The following is a 16,547-nucleotide window of genomic DNA, read 5'->3' as shown; positions in this document are numbered from 1 at the left end:
CTCCGGGCGGCCGGCGGGCGGGTCCAGGAGCCCGGCGACACCGGAGGCCGGCGAGGGGCGGCGACAACCGAGCGCCGGTGGGGCCGGCGATATCCGGGGGCCGGCGGCCGGCGACACCGGGATCCGGCGGGGGGCCGGACGCCGGTGAGGCGGCCGGGCTGCGGCGGGGGGCCGCAGCCCGGCCGGGCCCGCCCGGCGCGGGTGCGTCGGGCGGGCCGGGTCGCGGCGTCGCCGCTCAGACGTACGGCCGCGTCCCGTACGCCGCCCGCAGCGCGGCCAGCCCGATCGCCTTCGGCGACAGGGTCCCCCAGCCGGAGTTGAAGTAGTTGGTCCGCACGATCCGGGGACCCCGCTCGGCGTTGAGCCGGGCGATCGCCGGGGGCACCGTGGCGATCCAGGCGGCCTGGTCGGGGAACTCGGCGACCCGCACCCCCCACTCGGCGACGATCACCGGGCGGGAGAGCGCCACCGGCCCGAGGTCGGCGACCGCCCAGTCCTTCGTCCGGCGGAACCGGCCCAGCGCGGTGTGGCCCGGGTCGATGGCGTAGACGTTCCACTGCAGGAAGTCCAGCCGGGACATCAACGACTCCGGGTGGGTACGCCGGAAGCAGGCCCGGTCGAAGCCGCCCGAGCCGACGGAGAAGGTGGTGCCGGCCGGCAGCGCGCGGGCCCTGAACCAGTTGACGATGTAGGTCATCGCCTGCACCGCCCGGGCGTCGGACTCCGCCCAGTCGTAGGCCACCCCCGACTCGGTGGTGCCGAACTCGTGGTCGGTGTCCAACTCGGAGGCGAGCTGGACGGTCACCGGGAAGCCCATGGTGCGGTACTGCGACAGCGCCCGGGCGAACAGCCCGTCGCAGAGCCCGGCGAGCACCTGGCCGTACCCGTACGCCCTGGGCCAGGTCGTCCCCGGGCGCTGCTGGATGGTCATCGCGGGCGCCGGGACGGTGTAGCTGACGCCGTCCACGGTGAAGGTCTGCGGACCGGTGTTGGCGGCGCCGTAGTGCTTCAGCTCCAGCACCATGTTGATCGCGAACCCGTTGCGCCCCAGGGTGAGCAGCCAGGGCTTGTTCCAGCCGGGGAAGAGGTAGCCGTCGGCGAAGCTGCGGTACTGGGTGAGCGAGCGGAAGTTGCCGCCGGCCATGTCGGCCGTCGGGTCGCCGTTGCCGGAGAGGTAGTAGCCGCCCAGCACCGGCGGGGCGATGGCGTAGTCGGCGGCGGCTGTCGCGGTCCGCCCACCGGAGTCGCGGACGGTGACGGTGACCCGGGGCATCACGCCACCGCCCGGTAGACGGCCACCGCACCGGTGTCGGAGATCCGGGTCCAGGCCCGGCCGGAGTCGTCGGTGACGGTGACGGTGAGCGGGTCGATGACGGCGGTGACGCTGACCGGGGCGCTGCTGTTGCCCTGGGCGTCGGTCACCACGATCGTGACGGTGACGGGCCGGGTGTCCGGGTCGCCGTAGGTGACGGTGAGCGTCATCGCATCGCCCGGGGAGTAGGTCGAGGCGTTGAGGCTGGCGCTGACGGTGGGAGCGGCCATCTCCGCCCCCTCCTTCCTTGCTCGTGCGCGGCGGGCAGCCGCCGGCGCGCCCGGTCGTCCCCGCAGGGACCGCCGTCGGTACGGCGTCGACCGGAGGTGGGATGACGTCGGTGTCCTGGCGGGCTGACGCCGTCACAGGTGCCGGGCGGCGTCGGCCGGGCACGACCGGGGCGCGGACGCGGTCGGACCGGCGGGGACCGGGTCCGCGCGCGGCGTCGGGGCCGGGCTCGGCGGTGCGGCGTCCGGCGGCGGCACGGGGGCCGCCACCGGGGCCGGAGGGATGGGACGTGGCCCGCCGTCGCAGCCTCTCCACCTGCATAAACAATGCTCCGGGAGAAGGTACGACGTCCTGTCGGCCATCCGTCCGCCGGACTGTCGCCCAGCTGGTTGCGCCGCGAGGCCCCCGGGTCGGGGGGCCGTCAGCCCTCGGCGGGCGCGGCGGCGGCGCGGGTCGCGTCGACGACGGCCACCGCCTTCGAGGGCAGTCGCGCCGTCGAGCGGAGGTGGAGGGTGTGCCGGTCGCCGATGCCGTCCTCGAGGGTGATCTCGATGTCGAGGGTGTCGACGACCGCGAGGGCCCGGTACGAGGTCAGCCGGCCCGGCGTCGGCGTGCCAGCCGGGCGAGGACGCTCACCAGGGCGGTCCCGGTGGCCGTTCCGATGAGGACGAGCACCGCCCCCACCGCCCAGAGCCCGCTGTCGTCGGTGGCCGCGGCGTGCCCCGCCCAGGCGCTGGTGAACGCCACCGTCATCACCGGGACCACCAGCCACGGACCGAGCCGCCAGCCGGCGACGGCGGCGACCACGGCCAGGGTGAGCACGCAGCCGGCCACCTGCCACCACGAGTACGGGCCGCTGGTCGCGCCGGTCTCCGGGTCGGTCGTGTAGCCGGTGTCCCAGCTCAGCCAGGCCGCCCAGGTCGCGACCGTCACGGCCGCGAGGATCAGGCCATCGAGGAGGGTACGGGTACGCGGGGTGTCGTTCACGCCCCGATCCTTCCCGTCACGGCCGCCGGACGGTTGAGCACCCGTACTCACGACCGGCGGAGGTCGGCGTCCACCACGCCGACCGGCTCTCCTCGAACCGCATTCGAGCCCGGCCCGATGCCCGCCGGGGCTCAGCGCCGGGCGGCCGGCGGCGTCGCCATCAGCTCGACCTCGGCGGTCCGCGACCGCTCGATCCGGCGGGCCAGGTCCCGCACGCGTTCGCTGACGCCGGCGCGGACCTGCGCCCGGGCCAGGTCCGCCGCCGTCCGTTGGTGCGCGCCGAGCACGTCGCGCAGCACCCGGTCCACCTGGTCGGCCGGGGCCGCGCGGAGCCGGGCCAGTCCGGACGGAGCGTCGCTGTGCCCGGAGTGGTCGTGCCGGGCGGCGGCGGCCAGCGCCGAGGGACCGGCGTCGGACAGCCAGCGCCGCATGGTGGCCAGCTCGTCGGCCTCGGTCACCTCGATCGCGGCGACCAGGGTCCGCAGCTCGGCGTCCGTGGCCCGGGCCCGACCGAGCCGGACGATCTCCAGCGTCTCGGCCGTGTGCGCCACCATCATGCTGAGGAACAGCACGTCGATGCCGCTGCTCGGGACCTCCCCGGCCGGGGTGGAGGCCGGGGCGGTCGCGGCCGGCGGCGAGGGCGCGGGCTCGCCCGCGCAGCCGGCGGCGGCGAGCAGGGCCACGGTCAGGGCGGTGGCGATCAGGCGGGGCATGCCGTCCTCCGTCGCGGTGGGAGCCGGGATCGGGTCCGGGTGCGGCGCACCGGGAGAGTGGGCCGCACCCGGACGGTCAGACCTGGGTCCAGAGGGCCGGCACGTTCGGCGGCTCCCAGCCGGCGATGGCGGTGTGCGCCTGCCGGCAGCGGTACGTCAGGCCGTTGTAGGTGACCTGGTCGCCGACCTGGTAGGACCGGCCCGCGGTCCAGGTGCCGCCGGGCGCCGGCGTGCTGGTCGGGGTCGCCGTCGGGGTCGGGCCGGGTGACGGGCTGGTCGGGGTCGGCGTGGGCGTCGGGCCGCCGCCACCGATCTGGAGGTCCACGCAGGAGTAGAAGGCGTTGGCGGTGTCGGCGATGTTCCAGATCGCGAGAAGCTTCTGCCGACCGGAGTAAGCGCCCAGGTTGACGGTGTGCGAGACGGTCGCGCCGGGCTGCTGCCCGCCGCCGTTGACGACCGCGACCCGGGTGCCGCCGATCCAGTACTCCCAGTTGCTGGTGGCGTGGCGGGCGGTGTTGACCCAGGTGAAGGTGACCGAACTGCCGACGGAGGTTGCCGGCCAGCCCCGGCTGTCGTCGTTGAGCACGGCGAACTGGGGGATCCCGGCGTGGCAGCTGCGCAGGCCCTTGGGGCCTTCGACGCTCTGCGGCTCGTACTTGATCTGGCCGCAGTCGGGCACCCGGTTCTGGGCGCAGAGCGCCTGCCGGCTGGGCGGTGACGAGACGTAGCCGTGCGCCTGGGCGGGCGCGGCGACGGCCAGGGTGGACGCGACGACGCCGGTCGTCACGAGCGGGATGGTGATCCTTCGACGCATGGTGGGTGGCTCCTCCGGGGGGCGGACGGCTATGGGGGATGCCCACCAACATAAATTAAACCTTGTTAACAGTAAAGACTCCTATCTATAAAGACGGGGAGGCCGCCCTGAAGCGGACCATGCCGCCGGACTTCCGCGCGAGCCTGCGCGTCCACAACGGAGCGACATGGCAGTCAGACCAGCCCGATGCCGCTGGAGCGCCTCTACGACACTGCCTGGTCGGCCGCAGGCGGTCGGAGACGACCGCCTCGTCTCGGGCCGTCACGGCTGTCGCCTGGTCGACGACGTCGCCCCCCGGCCGGACGCGGTCCGCTGCCGTCCGTCAGGTTGGGTAGGAAAAGGGGTACGCGGGAGGGGGCGCGGGTGGACGGGGCGGCCGACATCACCGGGCGGTGCGTGGCGATCAGCCGGGCGGCCTTCGGCCGGGGCGACCTGGACGCGGCGGTAGAGGACCTGCACCGGCTCCCGGCCGACCTGCCGGTCCGGGGCGTCCTCGCGGCCGACCTGCTCGACGCGCTGGTGCGCAGTGACCGGACCGTGGAACCCCGCCGGCTACGGCAACTCGACGTCCTCCTGGAGATCGCCGACGCCCAGCCACCCGACACTCCGGAGTGGCCGCAGGTGCGGGCGGCGGCCCGGACGTTGGCGTTGCTGCGTGCCGGGGCCGAGGGGGAGGTGTCGGACCCGCGGGCCGCGCTCGCGGAGCTGGAGTCCTTCCTCGCCGTGGTGCCGGGCGGGGGCGACGACAAGGTCGCGCCGCTGCGGGACGCGATGCGGGCCATGCTCGACGCGCTGCGGGCGATCGACGACGGCGACGAGGCCACCCTGGAGCGGCTGCCCCGGGATGCGCAACGGCTGCGCGAGACACTGGCCGACGACCCGACGGGGGGCCCGCTCGCCGACGCCTTCGCCAGCCTGGCCGACCTCATGGCGGCGAACCACCGGGGCGACGACCCACGACCCGCCCTCGACGTGCTCCGCGAGGCCGTGCGGCGGCTGCCGCCGGGGAGCCCGATCCGGGAGTCCGTGACGGATCTCGACGCGCTGCTGGCACCGCTGGCGACGATGCGGAGCGGGGGTCCGGACGGGCCGGTGACCCCCGCCACGGCCGAGCAACTCGCCGCCATGACCGCCCTGGTGCGACGGCCCGACCTCTCCCCCGGGGACCGCGCCATGTATCACTCGGCGATCGGCGGCGCGCTGCTCTCCCTCGGCGAGGAGGGCGACCTGGCCCGTGTCGAAGAGGCCCTCGAGCACCTCCGGACGTCGGCGGCCGTGGCCCCGCACGACGACCCCCGACTCCCCTCGCACCTGGTCGGCCTGGCCCTGGGGCTGGTCCACCGCGGCGAGCTGACAGGCTCGGTGGCGGACGCCGTCGAGGCCGACGAGGTGCTGGAACGGGCGAAGCGGCTGGCCGGCGGGCCGGGACATACCCTGTGGTCGGTCATCAACGAGATGCTCGGTCAGGTGCGGCGGCGGCACGCCGGCACGAATGACCCGCACACCGTCGCCCTGGAGGGCCTGCGCGAGCACGCCTGGCGGGTGCTGCTCCAGACCGACCTGAGGGCGGCGAACACCGCCGCGCGCCGGGCGGCCCAGGAGGCCGTCGACGTGGCGCGGCAGTGCCTGGTGTTCCACGATCCGGCCAGCGCCATCCGCGCACTCGACTCCGGTCGGGGCCTGGCCCTCTACGCGGCGACCGAGAACCGCCAGATCCCCGGCCGCCTCGATGCGGCGGGCCGGCCCGAACTGGCGTCCCGCTGGCGGACGGCCACCGCGGCCGGCGCCGCCGCCGAGGTCCCGATCGACCTGCGGCGCGAGGTGCTGACGGTGCTCACCGAACACAGCAACGCGGGAGCCCTGCTCGACGCGCCGACGCTCGGCGAGATCAGGGCCGCGTTGCACACCCTCGACGCGGACGCGCTGGTCTACCTGGTGCCGGCGGCGGGAGCGGTGCCCGGGTACGCGGTAATGGCGCCGGCGCAGGGTCCGCCCGCGTACATGGCCCTGCCCAACCTCCACCTCCTCGACGACGTGGACGTGGAGCGATACCTGAAGGCCCTGGGCCGACGGGACACGCTGATCGCGGACCCGCACCGGGACCTGACCGCCCTCGACGACCCGGCGGACTTCGCCGGCAGCCTGGACACGGTGTGCGACTGGGCATGGCGGGCGGCGATCGGCCCGCTGGTGCAGCGGTACCTGTCCGGCCTTCCCCGTCCGGACTCGAGGCGACTGCCCCGGATGGTGCTGGTCCCGATGGGGGAGCTCGCCCGGATCCCGTGGCAGGCGGCCCGCCGGCCCGACGGCACGTACGCGGTGCAACTGGCGGCGATCTCACAGGCCGCCTCGGCCCGCATGCTGTGCCACTCGGCGGCCCTGCCCGCGGTACCGCCGACCCCGGTGGGCCTGGTGGTCGGGGATCCGGACCCGGGCGGCGAGGCGCCGAACCTGGCCGCGGCCCGCCTCGAGGCGTACGCGATCCACCGCTCGTTCTATCCCGGCGGCCGGTACGTGGGCCGCCGGGTCGACGGGTCGCCGAGCAGGTCCGGACCCGGCAGCGTCGAGCAGGTGCGGGCCTGGCTGACCGACGCCGGTCCCGGTGCCGGCACGGTGCTGCACCTCGCCTGTCACGGCGTCATCAACACCGACCCGACGGTGGCCACCTCCTACCTCCTGTTGGCCGGCGGCGGGCGGCTGAGCGTGGAGGAGTTGGTCGAGCTGACGGCACGCTGCCCGGAGCGGACCGTCGGGCTGATCGTGCTCGCCGCCTGCCGGACGGGCCTGGCGATCAACGGCTACGACGAGGCGTACAGCCTGGGCACCGCCTTCCTCGCCGGCGGCGTCCGGTCGGTGCTCTCGACCCAGTGGGCGATCCCCGACCGAGCCACCTCGGCGCTGATGTACATGTTCCACCACCATCTGATCGCGGAGGGGCTGCCCGCGTGGGAGGCGCTGCGGCGGGCGCAGAACTGGATGCTCGACCCGCGGCGGTCCGTTCCCGACGGCATGCCGGCGCCGCTGCGCCGGCACCTGGCCCACGACGAGCTCTCCCACGTCACCGCCTGGGCCGGGTTCGTCCACTGGGGACAGTGACCAACCGACGCCCGGCATCGTACGAGCAGGAGAGGAACCGATCGTGAACGAGCGAACCGGCCCGGCCAGGATCCGGCTCCTGATGGAGCGCGCCCAGCAGTTGACGGACCGCTACTGGCGGATCGGCCCCGGGCAGGCGACCGCGTTACCGGTGCTCGACGACGCGATCGACTGCCTGACCGAGGCGTACGACCTGTTCGACGCCGCCGACCCGCTACGCGCGCAGCTCGCCGCCCAGTTGGGCTGGCTGTTGAGCGCGCGGCACGTCGCGCACGGCGGCCCGGACATCGACCGGCAGAAGGCCGTCGGGCTGCTGGAGGAGGCCGTCGCGGCGGTAGGGGCGCCACCGGTCCTCTCGATCATCGCCCGGTTCGCCCTCGGCCAGCTCTACCTGACCAGGTTGGTCCGCGACCTCGGCAGCCAGGGCGTCGCGGGGGTGCTGACCGGCGCCGCGCCGGACCCCGGCGCGGTGGCCGACGCCGACCGGGCGGTGGACTGTTTCCGCCAGGTGATCGCCGGTGACCAGCTGGGCGCCGAGCTGGCCGAGGCCACCAAGGTCATGCTGGAGCTCGCCGAGGCGGTACGCGACCTCCTGCGCCGCACCGCCCGGGCCGGCGCGGCCCCGTTCGACCTCGCGCCCCTGATGCGACTCATGACCACGCTGCAGGAGATGCAACAGCGGATGAGCAGCGGCGGCCTCGCCGGGTTCGCGATGCCCTCTCTGTTCGACCTGTCGACCACGGCCACCGCCGACCCGTTGGACCGCCCGGTCACCGTCGTGACCCGGCCCGACCCGGCGGAGGACGACTCCGTCCCCACGACACGACCGGCGGCGGCGCCGCCCGACCTGGCGGCGCTGCGCCGCGCCCTCCGTGAGCGGGTCGGCGGCGACGACCCGTACGCCGCCCTCGCGGCCCTGCTGCGCCCCGGCGCCCCGACGCCGGCGGCCGGTCTGGTGGACGACCTGGTGGGGCTGGCCACCTCGGTCGTCCACGCGGCGGGCGCCGCGGCCACCGCCGCCGACCGGGTCACCCTGGCCGTGGCGTTGTACCTGCGCGGCACGGACGACGCCGACGACGGCTGGGACGACGCCGACGACGACACCCGATCGGCCGCCGCGCACCTGCTGGCCGTCGCCGACGCCCTGCCGGCCGACCGCTCCGGCGTCGTCCCGCTCGCCGGGGAGCTGGCGGAACGTCTCGGTGCCCCGGTGCGTGACGCCGTACACGCCCGCTTTGCCTCGGTTGCGGAGGCGCTGCGCGCCGTCCGGGTCGCCGCGCTGGCCTGGCCCCGGCCGGACGGCACGCTGCTGCTGCACGCCGAGAGTGGCCGGTTCGACCGCGTCCCCGCCGGCCGTACCCTGCCGGACCGGGTCGTGGTCGTGGGCACCGGCCCGCTGCCGGACGACGACGCGGTGGTCTTCTCGCTCGTCAGCTCGGCCCGGCAGGCGGCCGAACTGGCCGCCCGGATGCCGATGCGGGTCACCGAGGCGCCGGTGCTCGTCGCCGATCCGCGCGGCGACCGGGGCGCGGCCGACGTGGAGCGGCTCCGCCGCCTCTACCCACGGTCGGTCGTCCTCGGCCGGGTCGGGCCGGACGCCGACGGCACCGGCACCCCGGACGAGGTCCTCGCCCACCTCGGCGCGTCGATGCTGCACCTGGACTGCGACGTCGACACCGGCGGGTCGCTGGCGCTCGCCGGGCCGGCCGAGCTGACGCCCGCGGCGATCGCCGGTCGGGCCGGCCGCGCCGGACCCGAGGGTGGGCTGGCCGTGCTGCCACCCGTCGGCCCGGGATCCGGGCCGCTCGCCGACGCGCTGCTCACCGCCGGTTTCACCGCGGTGGTGGACTGGGTCCGGCCGGTACCCCGCCCGGTCGCCGCGCTGATGCTGACCCTGCTGCACACCGAACTGGTCCGGGGCGGGCTGCGTCCGGCCGCCGCCGTCCGGGCCCTGGGCCGACGGCTGCGGGACCCCGCGCGGATCGCCCCCGCCCAGCTGCCGCCCGCCCTCGCGCGCCGCACCGACCTGGACCTCACCGACCCGGCGTACCGGGCCGCGCTGGTGCTGCGGGGGCTCTGAGCCCGCTCAGGCCCGGGGCACCTCCACCACCAGCGGGACGGTGACCGTCATCCAGTCGTACACGCCGTCGTCGGCGGACGCCGCCAGGTCGCGGTGCTGGACGGCACGCCCGACGCGGTCGAGGAACCCCCGCACCGCCAGCGGTCCCCGGTCCATGCCGCGCGGCGCGCCCAGCGCCGGCATCTCGAACGGTTCCGCGCTGAACTGTTCCTCGGCCACCACCAGCTTGAGCCAGTCCCGCACCCGGGCCCCCGGCTCGGGGACCGTGCCGGACGGCAGGGCGGCCACGACCCGGCGTCCGCGCAGGGCCGCGGTACGCCCACCCGCAGCGACGAAGTCCCCCGCAAACAGCTCGGCGTGCACCCGGAACCGCTCGGTCAAATCCAGCAGGACGCAGAACAGCTTCCGGTCCCCCCGGTTGTGCAACCGGACGAAGACGGTCGGGGGCGTCCACCCCCCCGGCCCCCGCCCGTAGCGCAGCCGTACCACGCCGTCGGCGTCGGCCTCGACGGGCGGCCGGTCGAACGGCGCCAGGTGTTCCCCCGGCCGCGCCGCCACCACATCCACCGTCACCGCGCCGGCCAAGCCGGTCACCGGATTGTTCAGCTCACGGATCTGGCGCCACCGGGCGATGTGCTCCAGGACCTCGACGGTCTGCCGCGCCCCGTCCCGGTCGACGTCGGTCAGCTCCCCGGTCAGCCGGGCGCCGTACCGGTCCAGCACAGTGGCCACCCCACGGCGGGGAACGTGCACCCGCAGCTCCGGAACCATGTCGACGTGCGCCGGATCGACCAGGCGCAGGTGCGGCGACGGCCCGCCTCGTGGACCGGCCGACCGCAGCGCGGCGACCACGGTCTCGGCGGTGGCGTCGTCCTCGCCCGGTCCCCCCACCACCACCGTCGTGGCGGGCAGCGGTGCCTGGCTGAGCACCAGCCGGTACTGACGGTCCGTTTCGGGCTGCCAACCGCACGGCTCGACCAGGCTCCGCTCCGGCAGCACCTGGACCACCCGGACCTCCCGCACCGGCAGCTCGCCCACCACGGCCATCCGGATCTCGTCCGCGGCGGCGTCGGAGACCAGGCCGTGACAGCTGCCGGCGTTGACCTCCCAGCCCTGGCGGGCGTACCGCAGCACCAGGCCTGCGGCGGGTGGGGCCAGGCGGCCGCCGAGGAAGGGACGGTCGGCGATCCCCCGGGCGGCCGGCGTCACCTGCGGTACCTGCCGCTCGGCGTTCTGCTCCACCTCCGTCTGCGCGGCGATCAGCAGATCCCGGTACGTCGCCGCCGGCCCGAGCCGACCGAGGGCCTTCAGCAGGGCCCAGCTGAACAGCCCCCGCCGCCGGCCGCCCAGCGTCATCTCCCGGGCCAGCTCGTGGGAGCGGCAGGCGGCGAGCGCGACGTGCTCCGGGGCCGGCGGCCCACCGGGCACCGCGTTCCCGAGTTCCGGCAGGAGCAGCTCCCGGGCCGGCGCGGCGGCCATCGGAGCCACCATCCGGGCACGGGTGCCCGGCAGCTCCCGGGTGCCGCCCGCCGAGTGGCAGCAGTCGAGGACCACCGCCACGTGCCCGGCCCGCCGGGTGACCTCGTCGAGCAGCACGGACAACTCCTTGTCCAACAGGTCTGGCACCCCGCCGTCCCGACTGTCCGCGCAGACCAGGGTCTGCAGCATGCCCGTCGGTTCCACGTGCCACCAGGCCGGGGCGGGCGCCTCGGAGCCGTGGCCGCTGAACCAGAAGAACGCCGTGTCCGCCGGGCCGGCCTGCCCGAGATGGGACCGGAACGCCTCGACCACCGCCGCCCGCGTCGCCTCCCCGTCGTGCAGCGACAGCGCCGAGAGAGCGACGCCGGGTGCCAGGCGGGTCTCCAGGAAGGCCCGCGCCTCCGTCGCGTCGGTCCGGCACCCGGCCAGGTCCGGCACCGCCGGCGCCCGGTACGCGTCGATGCCCACCAGCAGGGCGTACAGGGTGCTCATGCCGTCTCCTCGGGTCCGATGTGCAGCCAGCCGTGCTCGACGAAGCCCTTCGCGGGCAGCTCGACGGTGACCGGGGCGAAGTCCGCCGGCAGCGGCGGCTCGGTGGCGTGCCGGATGACGTCCTGGAAGAGCACGTCGGGCAGGCCGAGGACGAAGTCCACGGCCGGGCGCTCGGTCAGCGCGTCCCGCAGCGGAGCGCTGTCGAGGATCCGGTGCACCGCGATCGCCGACGACCCCACCCAGCCGTTCGCAGCCGGTTTGACCAGCCCTCGGTGCAGGGCCACCCGCATCCGGAGCCGCTCCTGCGCCGGCCGGTCGGCGTTGAGCGCGCGCAGGTGCCCGCCCAGCCCGCCGACCAGGCGGGGAATCACCATCGACTCGTCGATCCCGGCCGGCAGCACGGTGAACTGTCCGTCGCCCTGCGGCTGGGGGCGGACGGCGGAGTCCGGGACGCCGGCTCCCCGCCGTACCCGGGACAACAGGTCCACCAGGTCGCGCTGAACCCGCTCGGTGTCGGCGGTGCGGCGCCGGCTGTAGCCGGTGACGTCGACGGCCATGCAGAGCCGGACCGCCGCGCCCTCCACCGCCGCGCCGGTCCCGAGCGGCTCGTCGAACGTCACCGACTCGCGCAGCCCCGCGCTGTACGGATCACGTCCGCCCGCCACACGTACCCGCACGTCTAGGGTGCCGGCCACCCGGGTCGTACCGGCAGGCAGCTCCAGCAGGGCGTGTGTGCCGTACACCCGGGGCACCAACAACGTCCCCCGCGGGTCCTCGTACACCCAGCCGAACTCGTTGCGGTGGATGCCGAAGACGTGGGCACGCGGTGTGCCCGCCCGGCTGGCCAGCCGGGCCAGCCAGCCCGGTCGGGTCCGGGACGCCGCCACGGTGTGCACCGCCGTCGTGGACGTCGGCTCGGGGAGCGCCTCCGGCCAGCTCAGCCCGAGCGCACCGCCGTCGCCGTCGAGCCGGGCCGCGAGGGCCGCCGGGTCGGCGAGCGTCACCTCGATCCGGGCGGCCGTGTACCGCTGCCGTCGGGGCGGGGCGTCGAGGTCGAAGGCGAACAGCGCGCCGACGTACCGGCCGCCGGTGGCGGCGGCGCGGCGGCGCAGGTGCACCGGGAGGTCCTCGGCGGGCAACGGATACAACAGCGGTCGCCCGCACCGTACTCCGATCGGCTCGGCCGGGACGTCCTCCCCGGGCCGCCGGCCGCCGGCCGGGACGAGTTCGCCGAGCGCGAGCAGATCGGCGTCGCCCAGCAGCTCGACCGACTCCCCGGCGGGGCCGGCGGTCACCGCGCCGACCCGGTGACGCCGCCGACCAGGCCCGATCTGGCCGGCGTCGCGGTGCGCCAGGTGAAGTCGACACCGCCCAGTTCAACCGTCTCCCCCGGGCGGCAGCTGCCGACCTCGCGGGCGGTCACCGAACCGTCCCGGGAGTAGGCGATCACCAGGTGGACCTCCGACGCGCCGAGCGAGGGCCGGCGGGCGGTCACCTCGCCGTACCCGGGCAGCCCGGTCGAGTCCGCGGTGATCGCGGTCCGGCGGCCGGTGAGCACCAGGTCGCGTTCGCCACCCGCCGCGTCGCGGAGGCGCACCGTGCCGGCGGGGGCCGGGTGCAGCCGCCGGCCCCGCCCCCACCACCCGGCGGCGGCCAGGGCGACCATCAGGGCGGCGCCCAGGCACCACCAGCCGATGCTGCCGCGCTGGGCGGAGAGGGTGCCCAGGGTCGGACCGCCGTCCAGCCGGGGCGCGAAGTCCGCACCCAGCTCACCGGTCAGCACCTCCGCCCACGGGGAGCCGACCTCGCCCTCGAGGGTGAACGTCGCGTCCCCGGTGACCCGGGCCAGCGGCGCCACCCGCCGGGGGCCGGCGTCCCAGTCGACCGTCACCGGGACGGTCACGGTGCCGCCGGCGGGCAGCTCCACCGGCCCGGCCGGTACGGACACCCGCACCTCCGGCCGGTCGCTGCGTACGACGAGGTGGTCGACGGTCAGCGGGATCTTCGTGGTGGTCGAGGTGAGCCGGACCTCCAGCCGGGTCCGGCCGGCCCCGATCCGCCCGATGCCGGCCGGCCAGCTCACCCGGACCCCACGGGAGGCGTCGTCGCCGAGGACACTGCGCGCCTTCGCCGCGCGAGCGGCGGCCTTCGGCTGCTCCAGCTGGGCGCCGAGCCGGTCGATCGACGTGGGCGCGAGGACACGGGCGCCGGGGTAGACCCGGGCCAGCAGTGGCGCCCCCGTCGACCCGGTGAGCGGCACCGCGTACGCGGTCAGTGAGGTCTTCCGCAGCGCCCGGGCGGTCCGGACCAGTTGGTTCCAGGAATAGCCCTGCTCGAACGGGTAGGCGCTGCCGGCGGGTGGGTCGTGTCGCCCGTCGGTGAGCAGGAGGACGGTGGCGATCGGCGCCGCGCCCCTGCGCCCCACCAGCCGGAGGCTGGATTCGATGGCCGCACCGATGTCGGTGTGCCGCCCGTCCGCGGTCCTCGGCAACTTCGCCACCAGTTGATCGGGGGCGCGGCCGGCCGGTCCGTCGTGGACCAGCCGCGCCGAGTCGGCGAAGGTGACCAGGGCGACCCGGTCGTCCGGGGCGAGTGCGGCCAGGAACGTCCGCAGCCCCCGCTTCGTCTGCTCGTACCGCCCGCCGTCGCGCATCGACCGGGACACGTCGACCAGCACCACGTAGTCGGCCACCACCTGGTTGACGTCGAGCGCCGCGTAGACCTGGTCGCTGTCCGCCGGCGCGCCCGCCACGGGCGCGGCGGGCAGGCAGGACACCACCACCGCCGTGAGCGCCGCCGCGACGGTCGCCACCAAACGCCGAACCATGCTGATCGCCCTCCGCCCTGCCGTCCGTCGTCTGTCCCTGACGGACGGCGGACCGCGGCCGGAGCTGTCCGTCAGAGAAGGCCGAGACGCCCACCGCGGCTGCCGAATGGATCAGAGGAGGGAGCGCCCGGTGCACGACGAAGCGCACGGTCCCGAGGATGAGGAGGCCGCCGACACGGCGGGGCCGGTGGCCGAGGTGCCGCCACAGCGGCAGGGTGACGGGCTGACCGGGATGGTCGAGCGCCTCGGCGGCGAGCTGACCGGCGTCGCGGAACGGCTCGGCGGCGAGCTCGCCGGGCTGCGCGCCGAGTTCGCCCGGACGCAGGACCGGGCAAGAGCCCGCGAGCAGGTCATCGACCGGCTGCACGAGGAGAACCAACGGCTGCGGGCCGGTGAGCGGCTGCTGCTGCTCCGCCCGCTCCTGACCGACCTGCAACGGCTGCGCCACGATCTGCTGCGCACCGCCGCCGGGCTGCCCGCGACGTTCGACGCCGTGGCCGCCGCGGACATGCTGCGCAGTTACGCCGCCAACCTCGAACTGACGCTGGAGCGGGGTGGCATCACCGTGGTGGCCCCCACGGTCGGCGCCGCCTTCGACCCGTCGACCCAGCGGGCCACCGGGACGGTGCCGACGGGCGACCCGGGCCGGGACGGCACGGTCGCCGACGTCGTCCTGGACGGCTACCACGACGTCGAGGCGGGACGCACCGTGGTGCCCGCCGCGGTCCGGGTCCACAGCTGGACGGTCGACCCGGAGCCCGACGCGGTCGACCCCGCACCACAGCCGGAGATCGGCACGCAACCCACGCACACCCCGTGACAGCCGATCGGATCGGCGGGACAGGAGCACGATGTCGGACGAGAACCTGACCTTCTACGGCATCGACCTGGGTACCACGTACTCGGTCGTGTCGTACATCGACGAGACCGGACGGCCCGCGGTCGTCCGCAACGTCATCACCAACAACGAGACCACCCCCTCGGTCGTCTACTTCGAGCAGGACACCGCTGAGGTGGTGGTCGGCGAGGCCGCCAAGAACGTGTCCCGGCTGTACCCGTCGCGGGTGGTGGAGCGGGTCAAGCGGAGCATGGGCAAGGAGGCGCAGTGGGAGTTCGACGGGACGACGTACACCCCTGAGTCGATCTCCGCACTGATCCTCAAGCAGCTGGCGCAGGACGCCGAGTACTACACGCAGCGTCCGGTCCGCCAGGTCGTGATCACCGTGCCCGCGTACTTCGGCCTCCTGGAACGGGACGCCACCCGCAACGCCGGCCGGATCGCCGGGCTGGACGTGGTCGAGGTGGTGCCGGAACCGGTCGCGGCCGCCCTCCAGTACGAGGTGGGCGGCGACGCCACCCGGACGGTGCTCGTCTACGACCTCGGCGGCGGCACCTTCGACACCACGGTCATCCGGATCGGCCCGGACGCGGTCGAGGTGCTCTGCACCGACGGTGACCAGAAGCTCGGTGGCGCCGACTGGGACGCCCGCCTGGTCCAGTACCTGGTCGACGAGTTCGTGGCCCGTGCCGAGCCCGCCGAGGACCCGACCCGGGACGAGGAGTTCATGCAGGACCTCGCGCTGACCGCCGAGGAGGTCAAGCGGCAGCTGTCGACGGTGACGTCGCGCAAGGTGCCGATGCGGTACGCGGGCGCGTCCGCCTCGGTGGAGGTCACCCGGGACACGTTCGAGGAGATCACCGGGGACCTGCTCGGCCGGACCGTCGAGTACACCGAGCGCACCCTGCGCACGCTCGGCGACAAGCTGGGCACGGACGACCCGGCCGCCGCCATCGACGAGGTGCTGCTCGTCGGCGGTTCCAGCAAGATGCCGGCGGTGGCGAGGCGGTTGACCGAGAAGTGGGGTTGGAGGCCGCGGCTGCACGACCCCGACCTGGCGGTGGCCAAGGGCGCCGCCCGCTACGCGCTGAGCCGGGCGCTGTGGGCGTGGGACGGCGAGGGCGAGGGCCCCACCCAGGAGGAGCGGCGGGAGCGGGCCGAGGCCATGGCGCTGGCCATCGGACTGAACGAGGAGGCGCTGGCGGCCAGCGCCGACAAGCGGATCGTCACCGTCCTGCCGAAGTCCTTCGGGGTGAAGCTCCGGGACACCTCGGCGCCCGACTGGGAGACCCAGCCGGAACGGCTCTACGTCGAGCACCTGGTACACGCGAACGAGTCGTTGCCGATCCAGCGTGAGCTCGGCGCCCAGACCGTGGTCGAGGGGCAGACCGCCGTCGAGATCGAGATCTACGAGCAGGCCGGCGCCGCGGAGAGCCCGGAGCTGTCGGCGAACAAGTCGGTGGACCAGGGCAAGGGGCTGATCAGTGGACTGCCGCCGCTCCCCCGGCAGTCGCCGATCCACATCACCATGGACGTCAGCAGCGGTGGTGAGCTGAAGCTGCACGCCGTCGAGCCGGGCAGCGGCAAGGACCTCGTCATCGAGGTGCAGGTCAGCGTGCTCAGCGAGGAGGAGGTCGAGCAGGCCCGGGAGGTCGTCGCGGGGATCACGGTCCGGGGCTGA

11 protein-coding genes and 1 pseudogene are annotated in these 16,547 nt (G+C 75.2%); 4 read left to right on the top strand and 8 right to left on the bottom strand.

The window, feature by feature from the left end:
* Nucleotides 1-235: 235 nt before the first annotated feature.
* The 5 genes from ACPFP2_RS05655 to ACPFP2_RS05635 form a co-directional block, all read right to left on the bottom strand.
* Nucleotides 236-1,273, bottom strand: a complete 1,038-nt coding sequence (locus tag ACPFP2_RS05655; RefSeq protein ID WP_424086772.1) for a hypothetical protein — start codon at nt 1,271-1,273, stop codon at nt 236-238.
* Nucleotides 1,273-1,542 (bottom strand): hypothetical protein, encoded by a 270-nt coding sequence (locus ACPFP2_RS05650; RefSeq protein WP_424086770.1) that lies wholly within the window; start codon nt 1,540-1,542, stop codon nt 1,273-1,275. Before ACPFP2_RS05650 ends, ACPFP2_RS05655 begins: the two co-directional genes overlap by 1 nt.
* A gap of 589 nt (nt 1,543-2,131) precedes the next feature.
* Nucleotides 2,132-2,527 (bottom strand): hypothetical protein, encoded by a 396-nt coding sequence (locus ACPFP2_RS05645; protein ID WP_424086769.1) that lies wholly within the window; start codon nt 2,525-2,527, stop codon nt 2,132-2,134.
* A gap of 131 nt (nt 2,528-2,658) precedes the next feature.
* A complete protein-coding gene (locus ACPFP2_RS05640) occupies nt 2,659-3,240 on the bottom strand; it encodes a DUF305 domain-containing protein (RefSeq protein WP_424086767.1) in 582 nt (193 codons plus the stop codon).
* Nucleotides 3,241-3,316: 76 nt separating this feature from the next.
* A complete protein-coding gene (locus ACPFP2_RS05635; protein ID WP_424086766.1) occupies nt 3,317-4,054 on the bottom strand; it encodes a lytic polysaccharide monooxygenase in 738 nt (245 codons plus the stop codon).
* A gap of 363 nt (nt 4,055-4,417) precedes the next feature.
* Between ACPFP2_RS05635 and ACPFP2_RS05630 the strand changes: the two genes are divergently transcribed.
* Nucleotides 4,418-7,150, top strand: a complete 2,733-nt coding sequence (locus tag ACPFP2_RS05630) for a CHAT domain-containing protein (protein WP_424086765.1) — start codon at nt 4,418-4,420, stop codon at nt 7,148-7,150.
* 43 nt (nt 7,151-7,193) lie between these two features.
* Entirely contained in the window at nt 7,194-9,230 is a 2,037-nt protein-coding gene (locus tag ACPFP2_RS05625) for a hypothetical protein (protein WP_424086763.1), read from the top strand.
* A 1,215-nt stretch (nt 9,231-10,445) separates the two neighbouring features.
* Here ACPFP2_RS05625 and ACPFP2_RS05620 read toward each other — a convergent pair.
* From ACPFP2_RS05620 to ACPFP2_RS05610, 3 genes and pseudogenes are all read right to left on the bottom strand, one after another.
* A pseudogene (locus ACPFP2_RS05620) lies at nt 10,446-11,201 on the bottom strand (caspase family protein); the annotation flags it as partial.
* Nucleotides 11,198-12,496, bottom strand: a complete 1,299-nt coding sequence (locus ACPFP2_RS05615) for a hypothetical protein (protein WP_424086761.1) — start codon at nt 12,494-12,496, stop codon at nt 11,198-11,200. The gene ACPFP2_RS05615 and the pseudogene ACPFP2_RS05620, both read right to left, overlap by 4 nt.
* Nucleotides 12,493-14,028, bottom strand: coding sequence for a VWA domain-containing protein (locus tag ACPFP2_RS05610; protein WP_424086759.1), 1,536 nt, complete (start codon nt 14,026-14,028; stop codon nt 12,493-12,495). The genes ACPFP2_RS05615 and ACPFP2_RS05610 overlap by 4 nt, the downstream gene beginning before the upstream one ends.
* A 130-nt stretch (nt 14,029-14,158) precedes the next feature.
* Here ACPFP2_RS05610 and grpE point away from each other — a divergent pair, with 130 nt between their 5' ends.
* Nucleotides 14,159-14,848, top strand: a complete 690-nt coding sequence (grpE, locus tag ACPFP2_RS05605) for a nucleotide exchange factor GrpE (RefSeq protein ID WP_424086757.1) — start codon at nt 14,159-14,161, stop codon at nt 14,846-14,848.
* A 31-nt stretch (nt 14,849-14,879) separates the two neighbouring features.
* Nucleotides 14,880-16,547 carry an Hsp70 family protein gene (locus ACPFP2_RS05600; RefSeq protein ID WP_424086755.1) on the top strand — a complete coding sequence of 556 codons (1,668 nt, stop codon included), beginning with the start codon at nt 14,880-14,882 and terminating at the stop codon, nt 16,545-16,547.

It is taken from the genome of Micromonospora citrea, from assembly GCF_049629545.1.
In the GTDB taxonomy this organism is placed as follows: domain Bacteria; phylum Actinomycetota; class Actinomycetes; order Mycobacteriales; family Micromonosporaceae; genus Micromonospora; species Micromonospora citrea_A.
Note: the sequence above shows the minus strand (reverse complement) of the source record. Positions and strands in the feature narration are given on the sequence as shown.